The organism is Nocardia sp. CC227C (genome assembly GCF_030767025.1).
In the GTDB taxonomy this organism is placed as follows: Bacteria; Actinomycetota; Actinomycetes; order Mycobacteriales; family Mycobacteriaceae; genus Nocardia.
In genome coordinates this window covers 263811-285853 of record NZ_JASITE010000007.1, presented here as the reverse complement: position 1 = coordinate 285853, position 22043 = coordinate 263811, and the positions used below count along the sequence as shown (strand labels likewise).

Genomic DNA, 22043 nt, shown 5'->3' with positions numbered 1-22043 from the left:
CGACCGACCGAAGGTCAAGCAGCCGACATATCAATAATTTGCCAAGTAGTTGCCTATGGCCGACTCGAGGTACTATCCACCGTCGAAAGATCCTTGGGGGATTCGCGACGTACCACCACCGAACCGGTCGAGCACCCCGAACGTGTTCGAGGAGAACGCCATGCCCTACCTGATCGTCGGACTCATCACCCTGGCCCTGTGGGTCTACTGCCTGATCGACGTGATCACCGCCCCCGAGTCCGGCATCCGCCACCTGCCCAAGGGCGGCTGGCTCCTCGTCATCCTCCTCGTCCCCACCGTCGGAGCCCTGCTCTGGCTGATCCTCGGCCGACCCTACGAGCCCCCGCGCCCCCGCTCGACCACCGCCTACCCCGAATACGACCGCCCCGGCCGCTACGTCCACACCAACCCCGACGACGACGAGGCATTCCTCCGCGCCCTCCGGGCCCGCGCCGAACAGCAGCGAGCCGAGGCCAAACGCCAGGAGGAGGCCCGCCAACGTGACCTCGAGCTCCGCCACCGACGGGGCGAACAGGTGGACTGACCTCACGATGAGATAGCCAACCGATTGCCATACCGGGCGGGCAGACGGGCTGATCGTCGTGCGGAACTGGTACTGGTAGCAGTGCACAGCCGGGTGGCCCGCCGATTCCGGCAGCGGGCCACCGCCGTGCGGGGGGACTGGACTCTCCCGTCGCGGGAGGGTCCAGCATGACGTCACGGCATGCGGTTCCCGTCAGGAAGGCTACGGATGAGCACGGTTCTCGACGTCGATGCGCGCGGCATGAAGCATTGTGAGACGACGGCGCTGGGGGTGCTGCTGCGGCATCAGGGCCTGGAGCTGTCCGAGGCCATGCTCTTCGGGCTCGGTTCCGGGCTGTCCTTCGTCTACTGGGACAGCAGGGCCGTGGGCTTTCCGTTCCTGGGCGGACGGGTCAAACCGTTCGAACTCACCCGGAATCTGGCCGCCGCGCTGGAGCTGGAGTTGCGGGTGCAGGAGACCGCCTCGCCGCGAAAGGCTTGGCAGAACGTGGTTTTCGCCATCGACGAGGGGCAGCCGGTGGGGCTCCAGCTGGACAGCTACCACCTGGACTATTTCGGGTCGAAGGTGCATTTCGGCGGCCATATGGTCGCGATGTACGGCTACGACGACCACGCCGCCCTCCTGGTGGACACCGACCAGCAGGGCGGCGCGGTGTCCACCAGCCTGGCCAGCCTCGCCGCTGCCCGCGCCGCCCGCGGGCCGATGACGGCCAGAAACCGGTCCTTCACCCTCACGGTGCCCTTTCCCCCGCCCGACCCGCGAGACCGGATCGTCCCCGCCATCACCGCCTGCGCCGACGCCTTTCTCACCCCGCCCATCGCCAACCTCGGGTACCGGGGTATCGAGAAGGCCGCGAAGCTGGTGCCCACCTGGCTCCGACGTACCGACGACCCCCGGCACGACCTGCCGCAGGCCGCGCTGCTGATGGAGCGGGCCGGTACCGGCGGCGCGCTGTTCCGCAATCTCTACCGCGATTTCCTCGCCGAAGCCCTGTGGTTGCGGGATGACACCGCGCTGCGCACCGGCCACCGCTTGTACGCGCAGGCGGCTGCCCGGTGGACCGAGGTCGCCGCGCTCATCGCGCGGGCCGGAACAACGGGCGAGGAACGGCATCTCACCCAGGCGGGCACCACCCTCGGCGATATCGCACGCATCGAGCACGAGGCCATGCGGACCCTGAGCCGCCTCGGCGACGCGGCCTCGCGCTGACCCACCACGGCAGTCGATTACTTCGCGGAAGAAATGAGATCTCGGCCACCTCCACCCCGCCGAGTTTGCGACTCTACCCGCCCCGGAGGGTAGAGTTCCCATCGCTGAGCGTTAGCTGAATACCTCACCCGGCACCGTGGCCGGTGAACTCCAGCAGTATCCCCCCGCATCGTCGGTCGCTCGCATCCCGTGAATTTCTGTTCATGCCCACACGTCTCCGCGGCCCGGTGACGTGTGCGCAGTGATGATTGGAGCCGCCGATGGCGACAGCCGCGCCCACCACACGTGATACCGAAGGGTCGGTACTTCACGCGCTGCGCAATCCCACCCGATTGCGCACCGAGGTGCTGGCCGGTCTGGTCGTGGCGCTGGCGCTCATCCCGGAGGCGATCTCCTTCTCCATCATCGCGGGCGTCGACCCGCGCGTGGGGCTGTTCGCGTCCTTCACCATGGCCGTCACCATCGCCATCGTCGGCGGCCGCCGGGCCATGATCTCGGCGGCGACCGGCGCGATCGCCCTGGTCATCGCCCCGGTGGTGGCCGATCACGGACTCGACTACCTCATTGCCACGGTGATCCTGGCGGGCGTGCTCCAGGTGGTGCTGAGTGTGCTCGGCGTGGCCAAGCTGATGCGATTCATCCCGCGCAGCGTCATGGTCGGCTTCGTCAACGCCCTGGCCATCCTCATCTTCATGGCCCAGATTCCGCATCTGCTCGGGGTGCCGTGGCTGGTCTATCCCATGGTCGCCCTCGGCCTGCTGATCATGGTGTTCCTGCCCAAGCTCACCACCGTCGTCCCGGCCCCCCTGGTCGCCATCGTCGCGCTCACCGCGGCCACCATCGTGTTCGCGCTGAACGTGCCCGACGTCGGCGACGAGGGTGAGCTGCCGTCGAGCCTGCCGTCGCTGTTGATCCCGAACGTGCCGCTGAACCTGGACACCCTCCAGATCATCGCCCCCTACGCCCTGGCCATGGCCCTGGTCGGCCTGCTCGAATCGTTGATGACCGCCAAACTCGTCGACGACATCACCGACACCCACTCCGACAAGACCCGCGAAGGCTGGGGTCAGGGCATCGCCAACGTCGTCACCGGATTCTTCGGCGGCATGGGCGGCTGCGCCATGATCGGCCAGACCATGATCAACGTGAAGGTCTCCGGCGCCCGCACCCGCATCTCCACCTTCCTCGCCGGCATCTTCCTGCTCATCCTCGTCGTGGGCCTCGGCGATGTGGTCGCGCTGATCCCCATGGCCGCCCTGGTCGCGGTCATGATCATGGTCTCGGTCGGCACCATGGACTGGCATTCCATCGCACCCAAGACCCTGCGCCGCATGCCCATCGCCGAGACCACCGTCATGGCCGTCACCGTCGCGGTCACCGTGTTCACCCACAATCTGGCCTACGGCGTCATCGCGGGCGTGCTCACCGCCATGGTCGCCTTCGCCCACCGCGTCGCCCACTTCACCGAGGTGACCAAGGTCCACGAAGCCGACACCGACCACGACGGCGACATCGACACCCGCGTCTACAAAGTCCGCGGCGAACTGTTCTTCGCCTCCAGCAACGACCTCGTCTACCAATTCGACTACACCGGCGACCCGCACAACGTCGTCATCGACATGTCCGACGCCCACATCTGGGACGCCTCCACCGTCGCCACCCTCGACGCCATCACCACCAAATACGCCGCCAAAGGCAAGAACGCCGAGATCATCGGGCTCAACCCCGCCTCCGAACAACGCCACGAACGCCTCAGCGGCCACCTCACCGGAGCCCACTGACATGCCCGACCGCGCCACCCTGCAAATCGGTCAGGTCGCCGAGCGAACCGAGTTGTCGATCAAGACGATCCGCCACTACGACGACGTTGGCCTGGTCACACCGTCGGCGCGGTCGACGGGCGGCTTCCGCCTCTACACCGACGCCGACGTGCGCCGCCTCATGGTGATCCGCCGCATGAAGCCGCTGGGCTTCACCCTGGCGGAGATGAAGGACCTGCTGGACTCCCTCGCTGTCCTCGACGACACCGCCGCCTCACCCGACGAGCACCATCGAGCGGCGGAGGTCCTGCGCGACTGTCACGACAAGGCCGAGACGAGCTGCGCGACACTGCGCCGCCAACTCGCCTACGCCGAGGAGTTCGCCGCACTGCTGTCGGATCGCAGCGCGGCCCGCTACTCCGCACCCACGGCCTAGCGGGTACCTCTCGCTGCAGCGTGCGGGCCGACACCGCCAACCGGCCGGTGGTGGCCCACGCGCGCGCCGACTGCGAGCATGGGGCCGTGGCCGTCGATACCGAAGAGTTGGACCCCCGCACCCTGGAGGCGCTGCGGATTCCGCTGACCGGTTACTGCTATCGCCTGCTCGGCTCCGCCGCCGACACCGACGACGCGGTGCAGGAGACACTGATCCGCGCCTATGCGCGGCGCGGCAGCTATGACCCCGGCAAGGGGAGGCTGTCCACGTGGGTGCACGCCATCGCCACCAATGTGTGCCTGGACATGCTGCGGGCGGCGCGACGGCGCATGCTCGTCTGGGAGGGGCCGGTTCCCGAGGGATTCGACGCCGGATCGGTGCTGCCCGCCGACCGGTGGATCGAGCCGATGCCCGACGCCGAACTCATCGACGCGACCGATCCGGCCGAGGTGGTCGTGCACCGGGAGTCGGTGCGGTTGGCGTTCGTGGCCGCATTGCAGCATCTGCCGCCGCGACAGCGGGCCGTCCTGGTCTTGCGGGACGTACTGGCGTTCTCGGCGGCCGAGACGGCCGGGATGCTCGGCGTCAGCGCGGCGGCGGTGAACAGCGCCCTGCAACGGGCCCGCGCGACGCTCGACACGGTACGCACGGGTCGCCTGGACGCACTCGACCTCGATACCGAGCGGGATCGAGAGCTGTTGCGGCGGTACGTGATCGCCTTCGAGGCGCACGATGTCGACGCCTTGGCCGCGCTGCTGTGCGAGGACGCCGAATCGAGCATGCCGCCCTTCCCCTGGCGCATCGACGGGCGCGCCGCCCAACTCCGGATCTTCGCCGCGGCCGACGACTGCGCGCGGGATCGGCTGGTGCCCGTCCGGATCAGCGGATCGGCCGGATTCGGGCAGTACCGCCCGGACGAGCACGGCATCCTGCGCCCGTTCGCCTTGCTCGCGGTCGAGCAGCGCGGCGGTCGCATCGCGCGCCTGCTCACCTTCCTGGGTACGCACGCGCGATTCGCACGGTTCGGACTGCCCGAGACACTCGATTCCCGCGACAACCGATGAATTCCGGCCACGCGCGTCGTAGCAGTAGTGACCCCATCGCTACGACGCTACGGAGAGCCCGTGAACGACACCATCGACCTGCGCGCCCACACCACCGCCGAGCGGGAACGCCTCGCCGAACTGCTGGGCACCCTCACTCCCGACCAGTGGGCCGCGCCCTCGCTCTGCGCGGGCTGGCGGGTCCGCGAGGTCGTCGCCCATATGACCATGCCCTACCGCATCTCGATACTTCGGTTCGCCATCGGCTTGGCCGCGGCGCGCTTCTCGTTCAACCGCTACGCCGACCGCGCGGCGCACGCCGACACCCGACGTCTGAGCGACGCCGACCTCCTCACCTGCCTGCGCGACAATGTGAACCACCCGTGGCGGCCGCCGGGTGGCGACCCTGCCGCCGCGCTGGGCCACGACGTCATCCACGGCCTCGACATCACCGAGCCGCTGGGCCTGCCCGCCGCCCCGGCGGACCGCATCGCGCTGGTCCTCGGGGACGGTGATCAGAAAGCGCTGGCCTACTTCGGTGTCGACCTCACCGGTGTCCAGCTGCGGGCGACCGACGCCGACTGCACGATCGGCTCCGGAAGCCCGATCGACATGCCCGCCAAGGACATCCTCCTCACCGTCACCGGTCGCCGGCCCGTCACGCGGGGATGACCGGATGCGGATCAGGGTGCCACTCGGGGACTTTCCCGATGTGCCCGATCCGACGGGCGAGGACACTCGTAAGTGTGACGACCAACGATCCCACCCCGCCCGCACCGATCACCCCGGCCGATTCCGCACCGGTGCCGCGCCCGCGCGGCGTCGGGGCCCGCTCGCTCGGCGTAGCCCTGCTCGCCGCCGGTCTCCTGGCCGTGCCCGCCGCATGGGCGACCGGCACGGCCACCGCGGAGAACACCGACGAACGGGGCTACGGCTACGTGCTCCAACTCGGCGAGAACGGCTACGAACACCACTGGGTCCAGAACCCCGACCGGAGCGGTTACTACTACCACGACGGCGAGATGCACTGGAATCCGGGCAAGTAGCCCGACACACCCGAATCGGTGCGGCCACCCGCGTCGATTCCAGTCGATTCCACCTGCGCCGCCCGATGATTCGCCCGCTCCGACCCGAGTGTCGGTGAACGGCGCTAGTCTCGCCCCATGGGCATTTCGTCGCGGCGCGATGGCCCGGTCGATCCGATCGCGGCCGCGTTCTTCTGGCTGCCGGAGCTCGGCATGCCACCGCGCCCCGGTGTGGAGGGCCTGTCCCGGCCCGCCGCCCGGGTCGTCATCGAGGCGGCACCGCAAGCCTGGCGCTACGCGGGCGACTGTCTCGGAACCAATTACGCACTGGAGTCCTTCACGCTGGTCGAACGTCTGGGCAGGCAGGCCCCCGACCTCATCCGCCGGGGCAAGCCCGTCCGCTGGGCGCGAGCCTGCGTCTGGGCGGTCGGCCACCGCTACGGGCTGATCGGCCAGGACTGCGGCCTGGACGTGCCGAATCTATCCAAGGAACTGGACGCCAAACCGCACTACCTGAACCGTGACGCCGCCGCCATCCGCGAGGTCATCGACCAGAACTGGCACATCCCCCTGGACTACGACTTCAGCTAGGCGGCGATGCGAGCGTGGCGGGCGCGAGCACCGCGCCGACAGCAGCAACGGGCCATGACAGCGCGCTTCATCCGGTGACAGTGCGCTGCACCCCCGTCATCACCGTGTCGGCCGCGCTCACCCGCCACAGCCGTCGCCGGGTGCCTACCGCCGCACGGCGGCCCGTGAACGCCCGGGGTCCGGCCCCGGGTTCAGTCGATGTGGAAGGTGTCCGCGCGGTGCGACAGCCGTTCGGCGAACGTCTCCGTCCACGCGGTGGACTCGGGTTCGTCGGGGGCGATGGGGGTGCGGTGACTCGCCGTGGGGCGCACGGGGATATCGCGTCGCGGGGAGCCGCCCGGACCGGCCTGTAAGGCCAGCAGGCGCACACCCCAGCGGATATAGGCCGGAACACTCATCCCCGCGCACTCGGCGGCATCGCGCAAGGTGAGCCAGTCCCCCTCGCTCACGGTCACCACTATGTCTTTGCTCGCCATACTCGACAACCGTAGGCCGCGTGCCGGGACGGCGCAGCGAGTCGGGGTATCCACTGCGCGGTGAGATCGGCCGCGCCGCGCGATGTAAGGCGTCCACCACGGCACCCCCTCGCCGTCCCAGCGCGCGAAGAACCACGCGCGATCGCGGAGCGTAGACGCGGCAACCGCCGGGGCTGCGCGGACGACTCAGGGTTTGAATCGGCCCGCGAAGGAGCGCAGGGGCAGGTCGGCGCTGGTGATGATCCCCGGCGGTGCGGCGTGCACGGATCGGATGGCGTTCAGCGCCGGCAATCCGGTGACGGTCATGCCGATGGCGGCGAAGTTCGCGGGATCGGACAGGTCCAACCCCTTGCGCGGGAAGATCATGTGCTTGCTGTAGATATTCGGATCGCCGGTGATCTGGGTGATGTAGCAGCCCTTGATATTCCACGCGGGGTCGGTATGCGGGGTCATCTGCCATTCGAGATGCGTCTCCACTCGCGACACGCCGTCGACCATGCCCCGGTACCTGATGCGGCTCGCGCCCAGCGAGCCCTCGGGCAGGGCGTACCAGCCCAGATCGACGTCCTCGGTGCACGCGCCGAGCTCGTAGTCGAACGACACCTCGTCCAGTGCGAGGTCGAAGGCGTCGGCCATGAGGTGCACCGCGTCGGCGAACACGGCGGTGTACTTGTAGAGCGAATCCGCGATGGTCGGATCGTCGACGGGACGCCCGTAGCCGACCGCCCGCCAGGTGTCCACGGAGTGGTGGCAGGAGACGTCGACCGATTCGGTCACGGTGACATTCTCGATGTCGGCGACGTCGGCGCTGTGCACGATGCCGAGGATCTGGCACAAGCCCGGATTCATGCCGGTGCCGTAGAAGGTCGAGTTCCCCCGCTCGCACGCGGCCCGGATGACCTCGCTGACCTTCCGGCCCGACGGGTGCGGATGGTTGCGGTCCCGATGGAATCCGGTGATCCAGTCGGCGGTGGTCACCACGTCGATGCCCGCCTCCAGCACCCGTTCGTACAGGTCCTCGTCGGGGAACACCCCGTGGAAGGTGAGTACATCGGGCCGGGCCGCGATGATCTCCTCGACCGATCCGGTGGCGCGCACGCCGATCGGTCCGATGCCGACGATCTCACCGACGTCGCGCCCGATCTTCTCCGGCGTGTAGCAGTGCAGCCCGACCAGTTCGAGGTCGGGGTGTTCGCGGACGCGTCCGATCATCTCGGTGCCGAGGTTGCCGGTGGCGACCTGGAACACCCGAATCCTGCCGGTGCTCATGCTGACGGGCCTTTCTGCCGTGGGATGGCGGGATAGAACTGCACCGCCCACTCCCGCAGTGCGGTGAATCCCCGGAATTCGCTGCGCGACAGCGCCGGCGGGTCCGAATACCGCTGATGCGACCAGATCTCGATATCGGCCTCGAACTGCTCGATGACGAAACCCGCCATCGCCCTGCCGTATTCGGTGATGTCGGGACCGTCCTCGCCGCGTTTGCGGCCGATCCACACGGTGAAGCGCACATCGCAGGTGCTGTCGTCGACCGGGGTCACCGCGGGCATGGTGCGGTTGTCGACCATGCCCCAGCTCTTGGTGATCGAGCAGCCCAGCCCGGCATTGACGGACTCGACGCCGCTCCGCACGGCGTCGGCGGTGACGCGCGCGTCGAAGGCGATGGTGAAGTCCACGTAGGAGACCGGCCCCGAGAAGTCGTGGCGGGTGAACTCGGGGACGAACGGCGTCTTGTGCACGAACTCGAAATGCGCGAAGTCGACACCGTTCTCCAGGACGTACTGCGGGTGCAACTCCAGTCCTCGCCGGTACAGCGTCGCGGCGGGGAACGGCGGATAGTAGTCGGCGGCGGTCTTGTCGTCGCCGAAGGCGGAGAACAGATCCGGGACCTCGAAGTACGGCGCTCGTCCGGCGGTGTCGAACCAGATCCAGACCGCCTCGTTGCGTTCGACGACGGGGTAGGAGCGGATGCGCCGTCCGCGATTCGGATGGCTCTCGTACGGTATGCACACATTGCGGCCGTCCCGGTCCCACTGCCAGCCGTGGAACGGGCAGACCAGGTTCTCCCCCTCGACGCGCCCGCCGTAGCCCAGATGTGCGCCGAGATGTTCGCAGTAGGCGTCGAAAACCGAGATCCGGCCCGAAACCGCCCGCCAGGCAACCATATCGCGGCCGAAGTACGTCATCCTGTGCACGCCACCGACGGGTATCTCGGCGGCCCACGCGATTTGGAACCAGCCCGTCGGCTCCATCGGCAGTGGTGGTTTCGCCATCTCGATCCTCCGAAGCCCGGTCCCGCGGCGACCATCAGCATAGAACCCTCTGTGAAAGAATGAAAGAGCCGTCTATGACAGTGGTTCGACGCGAGCGCGATCGGTAGTATCCGGCTGTGTGACGGAGGCGGCGATCGGTGGACGGCGGGCGAACAGGCGCGGCATCGCCTCTCGCGACAGCATGCTCGAGGCGGCCATCACCTCACTGGCCACCGGCGATCCCGCCGCGGTTTCCGGCAATCGGATCGCGCGCGATATCGGCGCGACCTGGGGCGTGATCAAATACCAGTTCGGCGATATCGACGGCCTGTGGGCGGCGGTGCTGCGCCACACCGCCGACAAGCGCGGCGATCTGCCCGCACGCGCGAACCCCGTTGGCACACTGCGTGACCGGGTGTCGGACCTGGTCCACACCATGGCCGCGGGACTGCGCACCCCCGAATCGCTGGCGATCGAGACGCTGCGCGCCGCCCTCCCCCGCGACCATGCCGAACTGGAACGCGACTATCCACGCACCGCCGCCGAACTCGCGTCCTGGAAGCCGCGGTGGGACCATGCCTGTGAACGCACCTTCGCCGACCTGCACGTCGACGCGGTCAAGGTGCGGCAGGTAGCGGCACTCCTACCGGCGGCCATGCGGGGCATCACCTCCGAACGCACGCTCGGCACCTACGGCAACCTCGACGACGCACTCGACGGTCTCATCGGCGGCATCGTCGCCTATCTCGAGCTCGGAGTATCCCCGGTCACACCGGATGGACCAGATCGTCCCGCCGGACGCGACGATGCCTGATGAGCCACCGCCCGTCGCCGCGCACGAGTTCGTCATCGCAGGTGCACAGGAACTCGATCGCGGTCGGGCCACCGGGCGGGGTACGGACGATGATGGCGTAGCTGCTCGCCCGGACGATCCCGTCGCCATCCGCCCGAATGTCGAGCGTGGTCAGGCAGTGTCTCCGAAGGACGTTGTCGTCCAGCAACTTCCGCGCCGCGACACCCGCTCCGGCGGCGATCTCGGCACGCCCGATCTGCGCGGTCGGGCGTGCGTTGGTGTGGAATTCGGCGTCCTCGGTGAAGTCGGCGGTCCACTCCGTCACGCGCCCTTCGTCCATGGCGCGCATATGGCGGGCGTAGAACAGGCTGATCTCGGCGTGCAGTTCGGCCGACACGGTCGTCACACCCGTCATCGCCGCGGCCCCCGCGCGGTGAACAGGGCGACGCTGCCCCGTATTTCGAGGATATGGCTCATGAAGTGCCGGTCCAGCGCGCCGTGCAGGGACTCCACGGTGTCGTTCTGATTGTGGAAGGCGCCCATCCGCTGATAGAGCGTGTTGAACGCCTTCGACAGCGGCGTCGTGGGAGCGCCGCCGGTGACCACCGTGCTGCCGAACACCACCGCGGTGTCGGTCAGCAGCGGCTTCAGCCGGGCGAACACCTCCTGTTTGCCCGCGGGCGGTTCGGGCAGACAGTGCAGCACGTAATTGATCGCGATGGAATCGAAGGGGGCGTTGGGTATCGGCGGCAGTTCGCCGAGGAGGTCGGCCCGCACGGTGTCCGGCGCGTAGCGCGCGATCCGCCCGGCGACGAAGGTCAGCGGGTCGGGATTGAGATCGAGCAGCGTGATCACCGGACGCGCGACCGGGAACTCGCAGTGGTCGAGGTAGTACCCGGACCCGGGGCCGATATCGAGGTGCCGGCCCGAGACGTTCCGGTTGTACAGTTCGACGAAATGCTCCGGCGGACAACGCCAGAGCAGCCGGTTCGCGGCATTGACCGTGATCAGGTCGTAGCCGTTGAGACGATTGGTCCGGTAGAAGGTCTGGCCGGGGTCGGTGGTCGCCGCAGTGTTCATGGCTCGCTTTCGGGACGTGGGTGTCAGTAGCTGCCGAGTCCGCCGCAGACATTGATCGCCTGCGCGGTGACCGATGCCGCGGCCGGGCCGGCCAGGTAGCCGACCATTCCCGCGACCTCCTCGGGCGTGCTGTAGCGGCCCAACGGGATCTTGGCCTCGAAGTTCGCCAGCACCTCCGATTCGGAGATGCCCTGCATACTCGAATAGGACTCCCGGATCGACACCGCCATCGGCGTCTCGACATAGCCGGGGCACACCGCGTTGACGGTGGCCCCGGTGGCGGCGAGTTCCTTCGCCAGCGCCTTGGTGAACCCGATGACGCCCGCCTTGGCGGCGGAATAGGGCGTGCCGTACGGCACCCCCTGCTTGCCGCCGGTGGAGGCGATATTGATGATCCGGCCGGACGCCCCGCGAATGGTGGGGCATTCGTTCAACACCGCCCGGGTCACCCAGAACACGCTGTTGAGATCGGTCTCGATCACGTCCAGCCACAGCTCGTCGCTGATGGTGGCGATCGGCCCGCCGCCACCGCGCCCGGCATTGTTGACCAGCACCTCGATCGGCCCGTGCGCGGCGGCCACCGTCGTGACGAGATCGCGCACCGCGTGGCGGTCGCGGACGTCGTTGACATACCCCGCCCACGCGGGTTGTTCGGCGAGCGTCTTGTCCAGCTTGACCTCGTCACGCCCGGTGATCACCACTCGGAAACCACTGTCGTGCAACTGTTTCGCACACGCGTACCCGATACCGCTGGTGCCGCCGGTGACCAGTGCCACGCCGCCCATGATTCCTCCGAACTCATCGACTGGGATTCTGCGGTCACGCTTCTCGTCGGGCTTCGAGCTCGCTTCGAGACCGGTTCGCGCTCGGCCGCGACCGGACTTCGATGCGATGTGGACATCCCCGCCGCAGGCTGTGCCGTGTGCGTCGACGAGTCGTAGTAACCGGACTGTCAGTACTGGCACCGGGATCGGTGGACACCGAAGGCTTCTGGGCCATGATCACCGCGGGGCGGACGGCGATCCGCCGGATCACCGCCTTCGATCCCAGCCAGTTCCGTTCCCAGGTCGCCGGGGAGATCGATCTCGACCCCCTGGCCATGGGGTTGAGCCACCGCGAGACGCGGCGGCTGGATCGAGCCGCCATGCTGGCCGTGATCTGCGCCCGGCGGGCGCTGGCCCAGGCCCGGCTGAGCGAGGACCGCGACCCCGGGCGAGTCGGCGTGACGGTCGGCAATGCGGTCGGCTCGGCCACCAGCATCGAGCAGGAGTACGTGGTGCTGTCCGACCAGGGGGCCGAGTGGTTCGTCGATCAGAGCTACCAGTCACCGCATCTGTTCGACTATTTCACGCCCGGCTCCATCGCCCGGGAGGTCGCGCGGGTCGCCGCGGCGGAGGGGCCGGTGAGTGTGGTCTCGGCCGGATGCACCTCCGGTATCGATGCCGTCGGGCACGGCGCGACCCTGATCGAGGAGGGTTCGGCGGACATCGTGCTGGCGGGAGCCACCGACGCCCCGATCACGCCGATCGCGGTGGCGTGCTTCGACGCCATCCGCGCCACGACCCCGGACAACGACGATCCCGCCACCGCCGCGAAACCCTTCGACCGCCGCCGCAACGGCTTCGCCATCGCCGAGGGCGCGGCCATGGTGGTGCTGGAGGAGTTCGAGCGAGCGGTGCGCCGCGGCGCGCCGATTCTCGGGGAGGTCGCCGGATACGCCTCCACCTGCAACGCCTATCACATGACCGGCCTGACCGCCGAGGGCGAGGAGATGACGCGGGCAATCGGCCAGGCGCTGGCGCAGGCGCGGGTTCCGGCGGAGGCGATCGGCTACGTCAACGCGCACGGCTCGGGCACCAAGCAGAACGATATGCACGAGACCGCCGCGATCAAACGCGGTCTGGGCGAGCACGCCCGCCGCGTGCCGGTCAGCTCGATCAAGTCGATGGTCGGGCACTCCCTCGGCGCGATCGGCTCCATCGAGATCGCCGCCTGCCTGCTGGCCATGCGGGATTCGCTCATCCCGCCCACCGCCAATCTGCACGAACCCGACCCCCGCTGCGATCTGGACTATGTGCCGCTGACCGCCCGCGAGGCCGAGCTCGACACCGTGCTCACCGTGGGCAGCGGCTTCGGCGGCTTCCAGAGTGCCATGGTGCTGCGAAAGGTGACCGCATGACCCGCACCGACTGCGTCGTGACCGGTGTCGACGTCCTCGCCCCGACCGGGCTCACCGTCGACGAATACTGGCGGCGAACCTGCCTCGGGGAATCCGGCATCCGTGTCGTCGACGATTTCGATCGGCGCTACCGCAGCGCGCTCGCCGGGGTGATCCCGGATTTCGTCGCCAGGGACCATCTCCCGGGACGGCTCATCACACAGACCGACCGGGTCACCCAGCTCGCCCTGGTCGCCGCGGAACGGGCGCTCGCCGACGCCAAGATCGACCTCGACCATCGCGACCCGTTCGACTGCGCGGTGGTCACCTCCAATGCGACCGGCGGTTTCGAGTTCTCCCATCGCGAGATGCGGCGGCTGTGGACCGAGGGCCGCGAAAGTGTCAGCGTCTACCAGTGTTTCGCCTGGTTCTACGCGGTCAACACCGGTCAGATCTCGATCCGCCACCGGCTGCGCGGGCCGGGCGCGGTGCTGGTGGCCGAACAGTCCGGCGGGCTCGACGCCCTCGGGCACGCGCGCCGCACCATCCGCCGCGGCCGCTGCTCGATGGCGATCGCGGGTGGGATGGAATCCTCCTTCGATCCCTGGGGCTGGGTCTCGCACCAAGCCTCCGGCGCACTGTCCCCGGCACGCGAACCCGCCGCGGGCTATCGTCCGTTCTCCCCCGCCGCGGACGGCTACGTGCCCGGCGAAGGGGGTGCGATGCTCGTGCTCGAAGCCGGCGACACCGTCGAACTCGGCACCGTCTACGGCCGCATCGCCGGGTACGCGTCCGGATTCGATCCCCGCGACGATCCTTCGCACACCCGGCCCCTGCACCGGGTGGTGACCACCGCGCTGGCCGACGCCGGACTGCGCCCGGGTGACGTCGACGTGGTCTTCGCCGACGCGGCGGGCACGCGGGCCGCGGACACGGCCGAGGCCGCCGTGCTGGCGGAGATCTTCGGACCACATGGCGTCCCCGTCGCCGCACCCAAGAGCGGCACCGGCCGCCTGATGGCCGGAGCCGGACCGCTGGATGTGGTGTGCGCGCTGCTGGCCCTGCGCGACAACGTGATTCCGCCCGCACCGCAGGTGCCGTCCACCGACCTGCCCATCGACCTGGTGTGCGGGCGGGCCCGGGATACGCCGCTGACCACGGCGCTGGTGCTCGCCCGCGGCGCGGGCGGCTTCCATTCGGCGCTGGTGCTCCGGAAATAGGCGTTCAACGCAGGAGAAAGCAACGCACGAGAAAGGCAGACCGATGCTGACCACCGAACAACTCCGCGCGGCCATGATCGCGAGCGCCGGCGAGGACGAATCCATCAACCTGGACGGCGATTTCACGACCACGGACTTCACCGAACTCGGCTTCGACTCGCTGGCCCTGATGGAAACCTGCGCACATCTCAAACGCGCGCACGGCATCGTGATCCCCGACGAGACCCTGTGGGACCTGACCACTCCCGAACAGTTGATGCGATGGGTCAACGGTGCCCCGGCATGAGCGCCCGCTCCCGCATCGTCTTCCTGTTCCCCGGCCAGGGCGCACAGCATCCGCGCATGGCCGCCGACCTCTACGGCGCCGACGAGACGTTCACCGACACCATGGACGCGGCGTTCACCGTTCTCGACGATCCCGCCCTGCGCAAGATCTGGCTGCGGCCCGATCCCGGGCCGCTGTTCCACGACATCACCCGTGCGCAGCCGCTGCTGCTGGCGGTGAACTGCGCGCTCGCCCGCACCGTCATGGCCGCGGGCATCCGCCCGGACGCCGTGCTGGGGCACAGCGTGGGTGAGATCGCGGCCGCGGTCGTCGCCGATGTCCTCGACTTCACCGACGCCCTCGCGCTGTTGGCCGATTTCGTGCGGCACTATCGCCATGCCCCCGCGGGCGGCATGCTCGCCGTGGCCGCCGATCCGGAATCGGTGCGGGAACGGCTCACCGGGCTGCCCGACGTGGTGATCGGGGCGGTCAACGGCCCCCGGCAGGTACTGGTGTGCGGAGGCAGCGACGGGCTGCACGCCGCCCGGCAACGGCTGCGCACGGACGGCATCACCTGCGCGGATGTCCATGCGCTGCAACCGTTTCACAGCCCGCTCATGAATGCCGGGGCACCGGATGCCGCGACGGGGCCGGCCGGCGCGCGGCTGTCCGCCGGACTGCGCGCCCCGCGCCTGCCCATGTACTCGGGATACCTCGGCGGCCCCTTGGACCCGGGCCACGCCACCGACCCCGAATTCTGGCTGACCCAACCGGCCCGGCCGGTGCTGTTCGGACCGGCGCTGCGCGCCGTCCTCGCCGGCGGACCGTGCACCCTCGTCGAAACCGGTCCCGGGCAATCCCTGTCGGCGCTGGCCCGGCGCACCGCCCCGGTCGCGGCCGGGGACAGCCGCTGCATCGCGCTGCTGCCGCCCCGGCGACTCCCACCCGGTGCCGACCGCGCCGCCCTGGCCACCGCGCTCGCCCGGCTCGGCACCCCGATCACGACCGCCGCCTCCGGCCGGAAGGAATGACCGATGCCACCCACAGCCGATCTGAACTCCCTCACGGACCGCCTGACCGGTCCGGTCGTCCGGCCCTGCGATCCGGGCTACGACCGCGCGCGTCGCGTCTGGAACGGCATGATCGACCGCCATCCGCTGGCTGTCGCGCGAGCCGCCTCCGTCGCCGACGTGCAGGCCGCGGTGACCTGGGCGCGCGCCGCCGAGGTGCCGGTCGCGGTGCGTTGCGGCGGCCACTCCATGGCCGGTCACTCCACCTGTGACGACGGCCTCGTCATCGACCTGCGATCACTGTCCGCGGTGGCCGTCGATCCGGACGCCATGGTGGCCCGCGCCCAGGGCGGCTGCCTGCTCGGCGCCTTCGACACCGCGACCCAGGCGCATATGCTCGCCACCCCGGCGGGCGTGGTCTCGCACACCGGGCTGGGCGGTCTCGTACTCGGCGGCGGGTTCGGCTGGCTGAGCCGCAAATACGGGCTGTCGATCGACAGCCTGCGATCGGCGGAGGTCGTCCTGGCCACCGGCGAACGGGTCACCGCGAGCGCGACCGAGCACCCCGACCTGTTCTGGGGGCTGCGCGGCGGCGGCGGAAACTTCGGCATCGTCACCGAATTCGAGTTCGACCTGCACCGCGTGGGACCGATTCGATTCTTCTGCGGCTACTTCGCCCTCGATGATGCCCGCCACGTCCTGACCACCTGGCGCGACCGGATGCCCACCGCCCCCGAGGAACTCACCTGGGTGTTCTATCTGCGACTCGCGCCGCCACTGCCCGAGATCCCGAAGCCGCTGTGGGGCACGCCGGTGCTGTGCTCGATGGCCTGCTGGGTGGGCAACCCGGTCGACGGCGAGGCCGCCATCGACGAGATCATCGCGCTCGCGCCCTGCCACGGCGTCACCAAGGCCACCCTCCCCTATCGCGGCGTCCAGGCCTACGCGTTTCCGGGAGCCGTTGTCCCCGAACGCATCTGCACCAAGAGTGGATACGCGGCCGCGCTGCCCGACGCGTTGATCGACCAGGTGCTGCACCACGGCAGCCGGATCACCTCGCCGTTCTCGCAGCTGGAGTTGCTGTACCTCGGCGGCGCCGTGGCCCGGGTGCCCACCGACGCCACCGCCTACCACAACCGCGACCTGCCGTACGTGCTGAGTTTCGCGGCGGCCTGGAACGATCCCGCGCAGGACACGGCCAATGTCGCCTGGGCGCGCGAGGGGTACGCCGCCATCGCGGGCTTCCTGTCCGGCGGCTACGTCAACTTCATGAATCCCGACGAGGACGACCGCACCGCCGACTCCTATGGGCAGGCCAAGTACCGGCGGCTCCGGGAGATCAAGGCCGCCTACGATCCCGACAACTTCTTCCGGCTCAATCCGAACATCCTGCCCGCCACCCCGACCGGCGCGGCGGCGTGCTGATGACGGCCGCCGCGCGGGCGACGCCGATATGCGACTTCCCCGTCGCCCAACCGGACGCGCTGCACGTCGAAACGGTGTTCGCCACCCTGCGTTCCCGTACGCCGATCGCCCGTGTCCGGCTGCCGTTCGAAGGCTGTGCCTGGCTGCTCACCCGCTACCGCGACATCCGCGCCGTCTTCGCCTCGCCGGACTGTCGCCGCGCCGCCACCACCGATCCCGCGACGCCGCGCATCCTGCCCCGCGCCGGCGGCGAGGGGCTGCTGATGTCGCTGGACGCACCCGAGCACACCCGGTTGCGCGGGGCGGTGGCGTCCTGGTTCACCGCACGCCGAGTCGAGGCGCTGCGGCCGGCCACCCGGCGCGCCGCGCGCACGCTCATCGCCGAGCTGCGGGCGGCCGGTCGTGCCGAACTCGTCGCACAGTTCGCCCAGCGGCTCTCCGCCATCGTGATCGGCGACCTGCTCGGTGTGCCCGCCGCGGACCGGAACCGATTCCGGCGATGGAGCCAGACCATGCTCTCCAGCACAGCGGCCACACCCGAACAGGTCGCGGCCGCGGCCCGCGAACTCGGCGACTACTTCGACCATCTCGTGGGCGAGCGTGTCCGACGACCGCACGACGACCTGATCGGCGCCCTGGTCACCGGCATGCGGGCCGGACGCCTGACCCGCGCCGAGGTGGTGGCGCTCGCCACCGATCTGCTCGTCGCCGGATTCGAGACGACGTCGGCACAACTCACCAACTCCGTCTACACCCTGGCGACCCGGCCCGATGCCTGGCGGTGGCTCGCCGCCGATCCGGCCCGTATCGCCCCGGCGGTCGAGGAACTGCTGCGCGTGCTCCCACTCGGCGCGGGCGGCTTCCGCGCCCGGGTCACCGCCGCACCGATCACCCTGGGGGCCGACACCGCCGCCCCCGTCACCATCGCGGCCGGTGAGGTCGTCATCGCGCCCACCATCGCCGCCAATACCGATCCGGACGTCTTCGCCGACCCGCTGGCGGTACGCCTGGACCGGGAACGCAACCGCCACCTCACCTTCGGGCACGGCGCACACCACTGTCTCGGCGCGCAGCTGGCCCGGATGGAACTCACCGTCGCACTCACGGAATTGGTCTCGGCCTTCCCCGATCTGAGGCTGGCGGTACCCGGGCACGAACTGCGGTGGCGGTCGGGCCTGCAGGTGCGCGGCCCGCACGCCCTCCCCCTGACCTGGTGACCTCCGACAGGCGTATCCGTTCGAGAAAGGCTCGTAGCCATGGGATTGACCATTCGACTCGATGACCGCGTCACCCTCGACCAGGTGGCCCGCGCCGCGCTCGACCGGTGGCCCGTGGACCTCGACGATCGCTCCTGGCATCGTGTCGCCGAATCCCGGTCGCTGCTGGACGAATTCGTCGCCGACGGCCGGATCATCTACGGGGTGACCACCGGCGTCGGCGGATTCGCCGACCGCTTCGTCCCGGCCGCCGACGCACAGCGGTTGCAGGAGAACCTGATCCGGGCCGTCGCCACCAATGTCGGGGCCTATCTCGACGCGGACACCACCCGCGCCATCATGATCACCCGCATCGTCTCGCTGTCACTGGGCAATTCCGCCATCCGGCCGGAGAACCTCCGCATCTACATCGCCATGCTGAATGCCGATGTCGTGCCCTGCATTCCGGAGAAGGGATCGCTGGGCACCAGCGGCGATCTGGGCCCCCTCGCCTATATCGCGATGGTCGGCATCGGACAGTGGAAGGCCCGCTACCGGGGCGAGATCCTCGACGGCGGTGAGGCCCTGCGGCGGGCCGGGATCACCCCGGCCCGGCTGGGCTACAAGGAGGGCCTGGCCATGATCAACGGCACCGCCGGGATGGTGGGCATCGCCCTGCTCACCTACCGGTCCGCGCGGCGGCTGGTCGAGCTGTACCACGTGATCTCCGCTCTCGCCATCGAGGGTCTCGCGGGCATCGTGGATCCGTTCGACCCGCGGGTGCACGCGGTCAAACCGCACCGTGGCCAGGCGCGGGCCGCCGCCCGCATCCACCGTGGCCTGCGCGACTCCGGACTGGCGCGGTCCGAACGCGATATCGAGGCGATCCTCGCCGCCCGCCGCGACGGCGCGGCGGGCGGCGTCGAGAAGATGGCGATCGAGGACGCGTATTCCATTCGCTGCACGCCGCAGATCCTGGGCCCGGTGCTCGACAGCCTGGACTGGATCGAGACGACCGTCGAGAACGAACTCAATTCCACCAGTGACAATCCCATCGTGCTGCCCGATATCCGGGAAGCCTTCCACAACGGGCACTTCCACGGTCAGTACATCGCCATGGCCATGGACCACCTGGGCATCGCCCTCACCACCGTGACCAACCTCGCCAACCGGCGCGTCGATCGGTTCCTCGACCAGTCCAACAGCAATGGCCTGCCACCCTTCCTGTGCCGGGAGGATCCCGGACTCCGGCTGGGCCTCATGGGCGGGCAGTTCATGACCGCGTCCGTGACGGCCGAGACCCGCACCCTCACCGTCCCCGTCTCCGTCCAGTCGCTGACCACCACCGCCGACTTCCAGGACATCGTGTCCTTCGGATTCGTCGCTGCCCGCCGGGCCCGGGAGATTCTGCGCAACGCCGCCTATGTGATCGCGTTCGAATTGCTGTGCGCCTGCCAGGCCGTCGACATCCGGGGCGCGGACGGTCTCAGCTCGTGGACGCGCCCACTGTACGAACGGGTGCGCACCGTCGTGCCCTACCTGGACCGGGATGTCACCATCACCGATCATCTGGAGGCCCTGGCCGAGTTCCTGCTCAGCGAGGAGGCGGGCGACTTCGCCGGACTGCCCAGCGACGACGAGGAGTACCGCGATGACCGCGCCGCCGAACATGTCTGAGCCGCAACGGATCACCGAGATCGTCGAACGGTGGCGCAGGGCCGAGCTGGCCGGCGACCCGGACTCGCTCGACGCACTGCTGGCCGACGACTTCCTCGGCGTCGGGCCCATGGGGTGGGTGCGGACGAAGGCGCAATGGCTGGACAAGTACCGCACCGGCGCGGTGCGCAACGACGCCTTCGAACTGTCCGACCTCCACATCAGGCCGCTGGGGAGCGCGGCGCTGGTGGTGCCGCTGGGGAGCGCGGCGCTGGTGGTGGCGCATCAGTCGCAGCGTGGCGTGAACGGCGCGGCCGACACCAGCGGTGAGTTCCGGTTCTCGCTGACCGTGGCCGGGGAGCGGATCGGCTCGATCCACGTCACGCGGATCATCCCACCGCGCTAGGAGCTTCCCGCTCCCGCAGGGCGAACCGGCGCACCTTGCCTCCCGGCGTCTTCGGCAGCGAGTCCACCAGCTCGACGTACTGCGGCACCTGGTCGGCCCGCAGCCGGTCGGCGCACCAGCGCCGCAGCTCGGCGATCAGCGCACTCGACTCGTGCTCGGGCACCGAGCGGGCCGGTACCGCGAAGGCCTTGATCCGATTCATCTCCGCCGTGCGGACCGCCACCACGGCGACCTCGGCGACGAGCGGATGCGCCATGAGCGCGGATTCGATCACGTGGGCCGAAACCCACAGTCCGCCGATCTTCATGAGGTCGTCGAGCCGGCCCAGGTACCAGTAGCGGCCGTCGACCACCCGGAAGCAGTCTCCGGTTCGGAACCAGCTGCCCTGGAACGCTTCTCGGGTCGCGTCCTGATTCCGCCAGTAGCGGTCGAAGGTGCTCGGTCCCCGCACCCACAGCTCGCCCGCCCCGGGCTCGGGCGCGCCCGGATGCGGGCGCAGATCGAGTTCGTAGCCGGGGACCGGCCGTCCGGCCGAACCGGCGACCACGTCGCCCGGCCGGTTGCTGCAATAGATGTGCAGCATCTCGGTCGAACCGATGCCGTCGAGGATCTCGAGCCCGAACACGTCGCGCCAGCGCTCCCAGACCGGCTCGGTCAGCGGTTCGGCCGCCGATACGCACAGCCGCAGCGATTCGAAACGCTCTGCGCCGCTGCGATGTCGGAGCATCGCGTGATAGAGCGCGGGTACCGAGAACAAGACCGTCGGCCGGTGCCTCGCGATGGTCCGGGCGATGCCCTCGGGACCGGGCTTGCCCCGCAGATACGCCACCGAGGCCCCGTGCCACAGCGGGAACAGCAGGCCACCGCCGAGGCCGTAGGCGTGGAACAGCTTGGCGGTGGAGAAGAACACGTCGTCGGGCCGCACGCCGAGCACCCGCCCGGCGTAGCCGGCACAGCTTCCGGCGATATCTCGGTGCAGGTGCACCACCGCCTTCGGGCGACCGGTGGAGCCGGAGCTGTAGAGCCAGAACGCGGTGTCCTCGCCGTCGACGACGGCTGGCGGGAGCCCGATGTCGAGATCGCCGGGCGGCGAGGCGATCAGCTCCCGCCCCGTGACGATCTGACAGGGGCCGCCGCTGTCCACCCGATCGGTCACCCACGCGTGGGCGCCGCTGTCTGCCACGGCGTAGTCGGCCAGATCCGCCCAGGGGTTGACCGGCACCGGCACCGCCCCGATGCGCACGGCCCCCAGGAATGCCGCGACGAACTCGACGGAATCATCGAGTTCCACCACGATCCGGTCCTCACGCCGCACGCCCAGTGCCCACAACCGCCATGCGGCGACGCGGATCAGACCCAGCAGTCCCAGGTAGCTGATCGGACCGTCATCGGTCCAGATGGCGGGACGCGCTCCGTCGCCGCGGGCGACGACTCGATCGACGAGGGTGAGCAGAGGCGCCGCGTTGTCCGCGTTGTCCGGAATCGCATTCACCGCACC

General features: G+C 69.4%; 24 protein-coding genes. 17 read left to right on the top strand and 7 right to left on the bottom strand.

The window, feature by feature from the left end; all coding sequences use genetic code 11:
- The first annotated feature begins 160 nt into the window (after nucleotides 1-160).
- From QMO76_RS16905 to QMO76_RS16870, 8 genes are all read left to right on the top strand, one after another.
- Entirely contained in the window at nucleotides 161-544 is a 384-nt protein-coding gene (locus QMO76_RS16905) for a PLD nuclease N-terminal domain-containing protein (protein WP_306362254.1), read from the top strand.
- Nucleotides 545-751: 207 nt separating this feature from the next.
- On the top strand, nucleotides 752-1753 hold the full coding sequence (locus QMO76_RS16900) for a BtrH N-terminal domain-containing protein (RefSeq protein ID WP_306362253.1): 1002 nt from the start codon (nucleotides 752-754) through the stop codon (nucleotides 1751-1753).
- Nucleotides 1754-2013: 260 nt separating this feature from the next.
- Nucleotides 2014-3534 (top strand): SulP family inorganic anion transporter, encoded by a 1521-nt coding sequence (locus tag QMO76_RS16895; RefSeq protein ID WP_306362252.1) that lies wholly within the window; start codon nucleotides 2014-2016, stop codon nucleotides 3532-3534.
- A gap of 1 nt (nucleotide 3535) precedes the next feature.
- Entirely contained in the window at nucleotides 3536-3949 is a 414-nt protein-coding gene (locus tag QMO76_RS16890) for a MerR family transcriptional regulator (RefSeq protein WP_306362251.1), read from the top strand.
- An 86-nt stretch (nucleotides 3950-4035) separates the two neighbouring features.
- Nucleotides 4036-5013 carry an RNA polymerase subunit sigma-70 gene (locus QMO76_RS16885; RefSeq protein WP_306362250.1) on the top strand — a complete coding sequence of 326 codons (978 nt, stop codon included), beginning with the start codon at nucleotides 4036-4038 and terminating at the stop codon, nucleotides 5011-5013.
- Nucleotides 5014-5073: 60 nt separating this feature from the next.
- Nucleotides 5074-5664, top strand: coding sequence for a maleylpyruvate isomerase family mycothiol-dependent enzyme (locus tag QMO76_RS16880; protein WP_306362249.1), 591 nt, complete (start codon nucleotides 5074-5076; stop codon nucleotides 5662-5664).
- 74 nt (nucleotides 5665-5738) lie between these two features.
- Nucleotides 5739-6038 (top strand): hypothetical protein, encoded by a 300-nt coding sequence (locus tag QMO76_RS16875; RefSeq protein WP_306362248.1) that lies wholly within the window; start codon nucleotides 5739-5741, stop codon nucleotides 6036-6038.
- 117 nt (nucleotides 6039-6155) lie between these two features.
- Nucleotides 6156-6608: a hypothetical protein gene (locus QMO76_RS16870; RefSeq protein ID WP_306362247.1), complete on the top strand. Its 453-nt coding sequence runs from the start codon at nucleotides 6156-6158 to the stop codon at nucleotides 6606-6608.
- 191 nt (nucleotides 6609-6799) lie between these two features.
- Here the strand turns inward: QMO76_RS16870 and QMO76_RS16865 are convergent, their stop codons facing one another.
- From QMO76_RS16865 to QMO76_RS16855, 3 genes are all read right to left on the bottom strand, one after another.
- The gene (locus QMO76_RS16865) at nucleotides 6800-7084 is read right to left on the bottom strand and encodes a hypothetical protein (RefSeq protein WP_306362246.1); all 285 of its coding nucleotides are present in this window, start codon (nucleotides 7082-7084) and stop codon (nucleotides 6800-6802) included.
- A gap of 186 nt (nucleotides 7085-7270) precedes the next feature.
- A complete protein-coding gene (locus QMO76_RS16860) occupies nucleotides 7271-8353 on the bottom strand; it encodes a dihydrodipicolinate reductase (protein ID WP_306362245.1) in 1083 nt (360 codons plus the stop codon).
- Nucleotides 8350-9357 carry a Rieske 2Fe-2S domain-containing protein gene (locus QMO76_RS16855; protein WP_306362244.1) on the bottom strand — a complete coding sequence of 336 codons (1008 nt, stop codon included), beginning with the start codon at nucleotides 9355-9357 and terminating at the stop codon, nucleotides 8350-8352. Before QMO76_RS16855 ends, QMO76_RS16860 begins: the two co-directional genes overlap by 4 nt.
- 118 nt (nucleotides 9358-9475) lie before the next feature.
- Here QMO76_RS16855 and QMO76_RS16850 point away from each other — a divergent pair, with 118 nt between their 5' ends.
- Nucleotides 9476-10150, top strand: a complete 675-nt coding sequence (locus QMO76_RS16850) for a TetR/AcrR family transcriptional regulator (protein ID WP_372341990.1) — start codon at nucleotides 9476-9478, stop codon at nucleotides 10148-10150.
- Here QMO76_RS16850 and QMO76_RS16845 read toward each other — a convergent pair.
- The 3 genes from QMO76_RS16845 to QMO76_RS16835 are packed head-to-tail and all read right to left on the bottom strand — an operon-like array spanning nucleotide 10104 to nucleotide 11994.
- Nucleotides 10104-10535 carry a nuclear transport factor 2 family protein gene (locus tag QMO76_RS16845; protein WP_306362243.1) on the bottom strand — a complete coding sequence of 144 codons (432 nt, stop codon included), beginning with the start codon at nucleotides 10533-10535 and terminating at the stop codon, nucleotides 10104-10106. The genes QMO76_RS16850 and QMO76_RS16845 overlap by 47 nt on opposite strands.
- Before the next feature lie 5 nt (nucleotides 10536-10540).
- Nucleotides 10541-11209, bottom strand: coding sequence for a class I SAM-dependent methyltransferase (locus tag QMO76_RS16840; protein WP_306362242.1), 669 nt, complete (start codon nucleotides 11207-11209; stop codon nucleotides 10541-10543).
- Between the two features lie 23 nt (nucleotides 11210-11232).
- On the bottom strand, nucleotides 11233-11994 hold the full coding sequence (locus QMO76_RS16835; protein WP_306362241.1) for an SDR family NAD(P)-dependent oxidoreductase: 762 nt from the start codon (nucleotides 11992-11994) through the stop codon (nucleotides 11233-11235).
- A gap of 101 nt (nucleotides 11995-12095) precedes the next feature.
- Here QMO76_RS16835 and QMO76_RS16830 point away from each other — a divergent pair, with 101 nt between their 5' ends.
- Genes QMO76_RS16830 through QMO76_RS16795 form a run of 8 tightly spaced genes read left to right on the top strand, consistent with a single transcriptional unit; the run spans nucleotide 12096 to nucleotide 20545 of the window.
- On the top strand, nucleotides 12096-13388 hold the full coding sequence (locus QMO76_RS16830) for a beta-ketoacyl synthase (RefSeq protein ID WP_306362240.1): 1293 nt from the start codon (nucleotides 12096-12098) through the stop codon (nucleotides 13386-13388).
- Complete coding sequence (locus tag QMO76_RS16825; protein WP_306362239.1) at nucleotides 13385-14587, top strand: beta-ketoacyl synthase N-terminal-like domain-containing protein; 1203 nt, start codon at nucleotides 13385-13387, stop codon at nucleotides 14585-14587. The genes QMO76_RS16830 and QMO76_RS16825 overlap by 4 nt, the downstream gene beginning before the upstream one ends.
- Before the next feature lie 43 nt (nucleotides 14588-14630).
- Complete coding sequence (locus tag QMO76_RS16820; protein WP_306362238.1) at nucleotides 14631-14873, top strand: acyl carrier protein; 243 nt, start codon at nucleotides 14631-14633, stop codon at nucleotides 14871-14873.
- Entirely contained in the window at nucleotides 14870-15883 is a 1014-nt protein-coding gene (locus QMO76_RS16815; RefSeq protein ID WP_306362237.1) for an acyltransferase domain-containing protein, read from the top strand. Before QMO76_RS16820 ends, QMO76_RS16815 begins: the two co-directional genes overlap by 4 nt.
- A gap of 3 nt (nucleotides 15884-15886) precedes the next feature.
- Nucleotides 15887-17287, top strand: coding sequence for an FAD-binding oxidoreductase (locus QMO76_RS16810; RefSeq protein ID WP_306362236.1), 1401 nt, complete (start codon nucleotides 15887-15889; stop codon nucleotides 17285-17287).
- On the top strand, nucleotides 17287-18504 hold the full coding sequence (locus QMO76_RS16805) for a cytochrome P450 (RefSeq protein ID WP_306362235.1): 1218 nt from the start codon (nucleotides 17287-17289) through the stop codon (nucleotides 18502-18504). Before QMO76_RS16810 ends, QMO76_RS16805 begins: the two co-directional genes overlap by 1 nt.
- Before the next feature lie 39 nt (nucleotides 18505-18543).
- Nucleotides 18544-20160 carry a phenylalanine aminomutase (D-beta-phenylalanine forming) gene (locus QMO76_RS16800; RefSeq protein WP_306362234.1) on the top strand — a complete coding sequence of 539 codons (1617 nt, stop codon included), beginning with the start codon at nucleotides 18544-18546 and terminating at the stop codon, nucleotides 20158-20160.
- Nucleotides 20135-20545: a nuclear transport factor 2 family protein gene (locus QMO76_RS16795; RefSeq protein ID WP_306362233.1), complete on the top strand. Its 411-nt coding sequence runs from the start codon at nucleotides 20135-20137 to the stop codon at nucleotides 20543-20545. Before QMO76_RS16800 ends, QMO76_RS16795 begins: the two co-directional genes overlap by 26 nt.
- Here the strand turns inward: QMO76_RS16795 and QMO76_RS16790 are convergent.
- Nucleotides 20529-22037, bottom strand: coding sequence for an AMP-binding protein (locus QMO76_RS16790; protein ID WP_306362232.1), 1509 nt, complete (start codon nucleotides 22035-22037; stop codon nucleotides 20529-20531). The genes QMO76_RS16795 and QMO76_RS16790 overlap by 17 nt on opposite strands.
- Nucleotides 22038-22043: the final 6 nt, after the last annotated feature.

Excerpts from the sequence above, each read along its gene's own strand:
- QMO76_RS16835 (WP_306362241.1), bottom strand. The coding sequence starts at position 11,994 with ATGGGCGGCGTGGCACTGGTCACCGGCGGCACCAGCGGTATCGGGTAC.
- QMO76_RS16905 (WP_306362254.1), top strand. The coding sequence starts at position 161 with ATGCCCTACCTGATCGTCGGACTCATCACCCTGGCCCTGTGGGTCTAC.
- QMO76_RS16815 (WP_306362237.1), top strand. The coding sequence starts at position 14,870 with ATGAGCGCCCGCTCCCGCATCGTCTTCCTGTTCCCCGGCCAGGGCGCA.
- QMO76_RS16805 (WP_306362235.1), top strand. The coding sequence starts at position 17,287 with ATGACGGCCGCCGCGCGGGCGACGCCGATATGCGACTTCCCCGTCGCC.
- QMO76_RS16820 (WP_306362238.1), top strand. The coding sequence starts at position 14,631 with ATGCTGACCACCGAACAACTCCGCGCGGCCATGATCGCGAGCGCCGGC.
- QMO76_RS16810 (WP_306362236.1), top strand. The coding sequence starts at position 15,887 with ATGCCACCCACAGCCGATCTGAACTCCCTCACGGACCGCCTGACCGGT.
- QMO76_RS16900 (WP_306362253.1), top strand. The coding sequence starts at position 752 with ATGAGCACGGTTCTCGACGTCGATGCGCGCGGCATGAAGCATTGTGAG.
- QMO76_RS16895 (WP_306362252.1), top strand. The coding sequence starts at position 2,014 with ATGGCGACAGCCGCGCCCACCACACGTGATACCGAAGGGTCGGTACTT.
- QMO76_RS16795 (WP_306362233.1), top strand. The coding sequence starts at position 20,135 with ATGACCGCGCCGCCGAACATGTCTGAGCCGCAACGGATCACCGAGATC.
- QMO76_RS16855 (WP_306362244.1), bottom strand. The coding sequence starts at position 9,357 with ATGGCGAAACCACCACTGCCGATGGAGCCGACGGGCTGGTTCCAAATC.
- QMO76_RS16830 (WP_306362240.1), top strand. The coding sequence starts at position 12,096 with ATGCGATGTGGACATCCCCGCCGCAGGCTGTGCCGTGTGCGTCGACGA.
- QMO76_RS16865 (WP_306362246.1), bottom strand. The coding sequence starts at position 7,084 with ATGGCGAGCAAAGACATAGTGGTGACCGTGAGCGAGGGGGACTGGCTC.
- QMO76_RS16825 (WP_306362239.1), top strand. The coding sequence starts at position 13,385 with ATGACCCGCACCGACTGCGTCGTGACCGGTGTCGACGTCCTCGCCCCG.
- QMO76_RS16840 (WP_306362242.1), bottom strand. The coding sequence starts at position 11,209 with ATGAACACTGCGGCGACCACCGACCCCGGCCAGACCTTCTACCGGACC.
- QMO76_RS16800 (WP_306362234.1), top strand. The coding sequence starts at position 18,544 with ATGGGATTGACCATTCGACTCGATGACCGCGTCACCCTCGACCAGGTG.
- QMO76_RS16890 (WP_306362251.1), top strand. The coding sequence starts at position 3,536 with ATGCCCGACCGCGCCACCCTGCAAATCGGTCAGGTCGCCGAGCGAACC.
- QMO76_RS16870 (WP_306362247.1), top strand. The coding sequence starts at position 6,156 with ATGGGCATTTCGTCGCGGCGCGATGGCCCGGTCGATCCGATCGCGGCC.
- QMO76_RS16860 (WP_306362245.1), bottom strand. The coding sequence starts at position 8,353 with ATGAGCACCGGCAGGATTCGGGTGTTCCAGGTCGCCACCGGCAACCTC.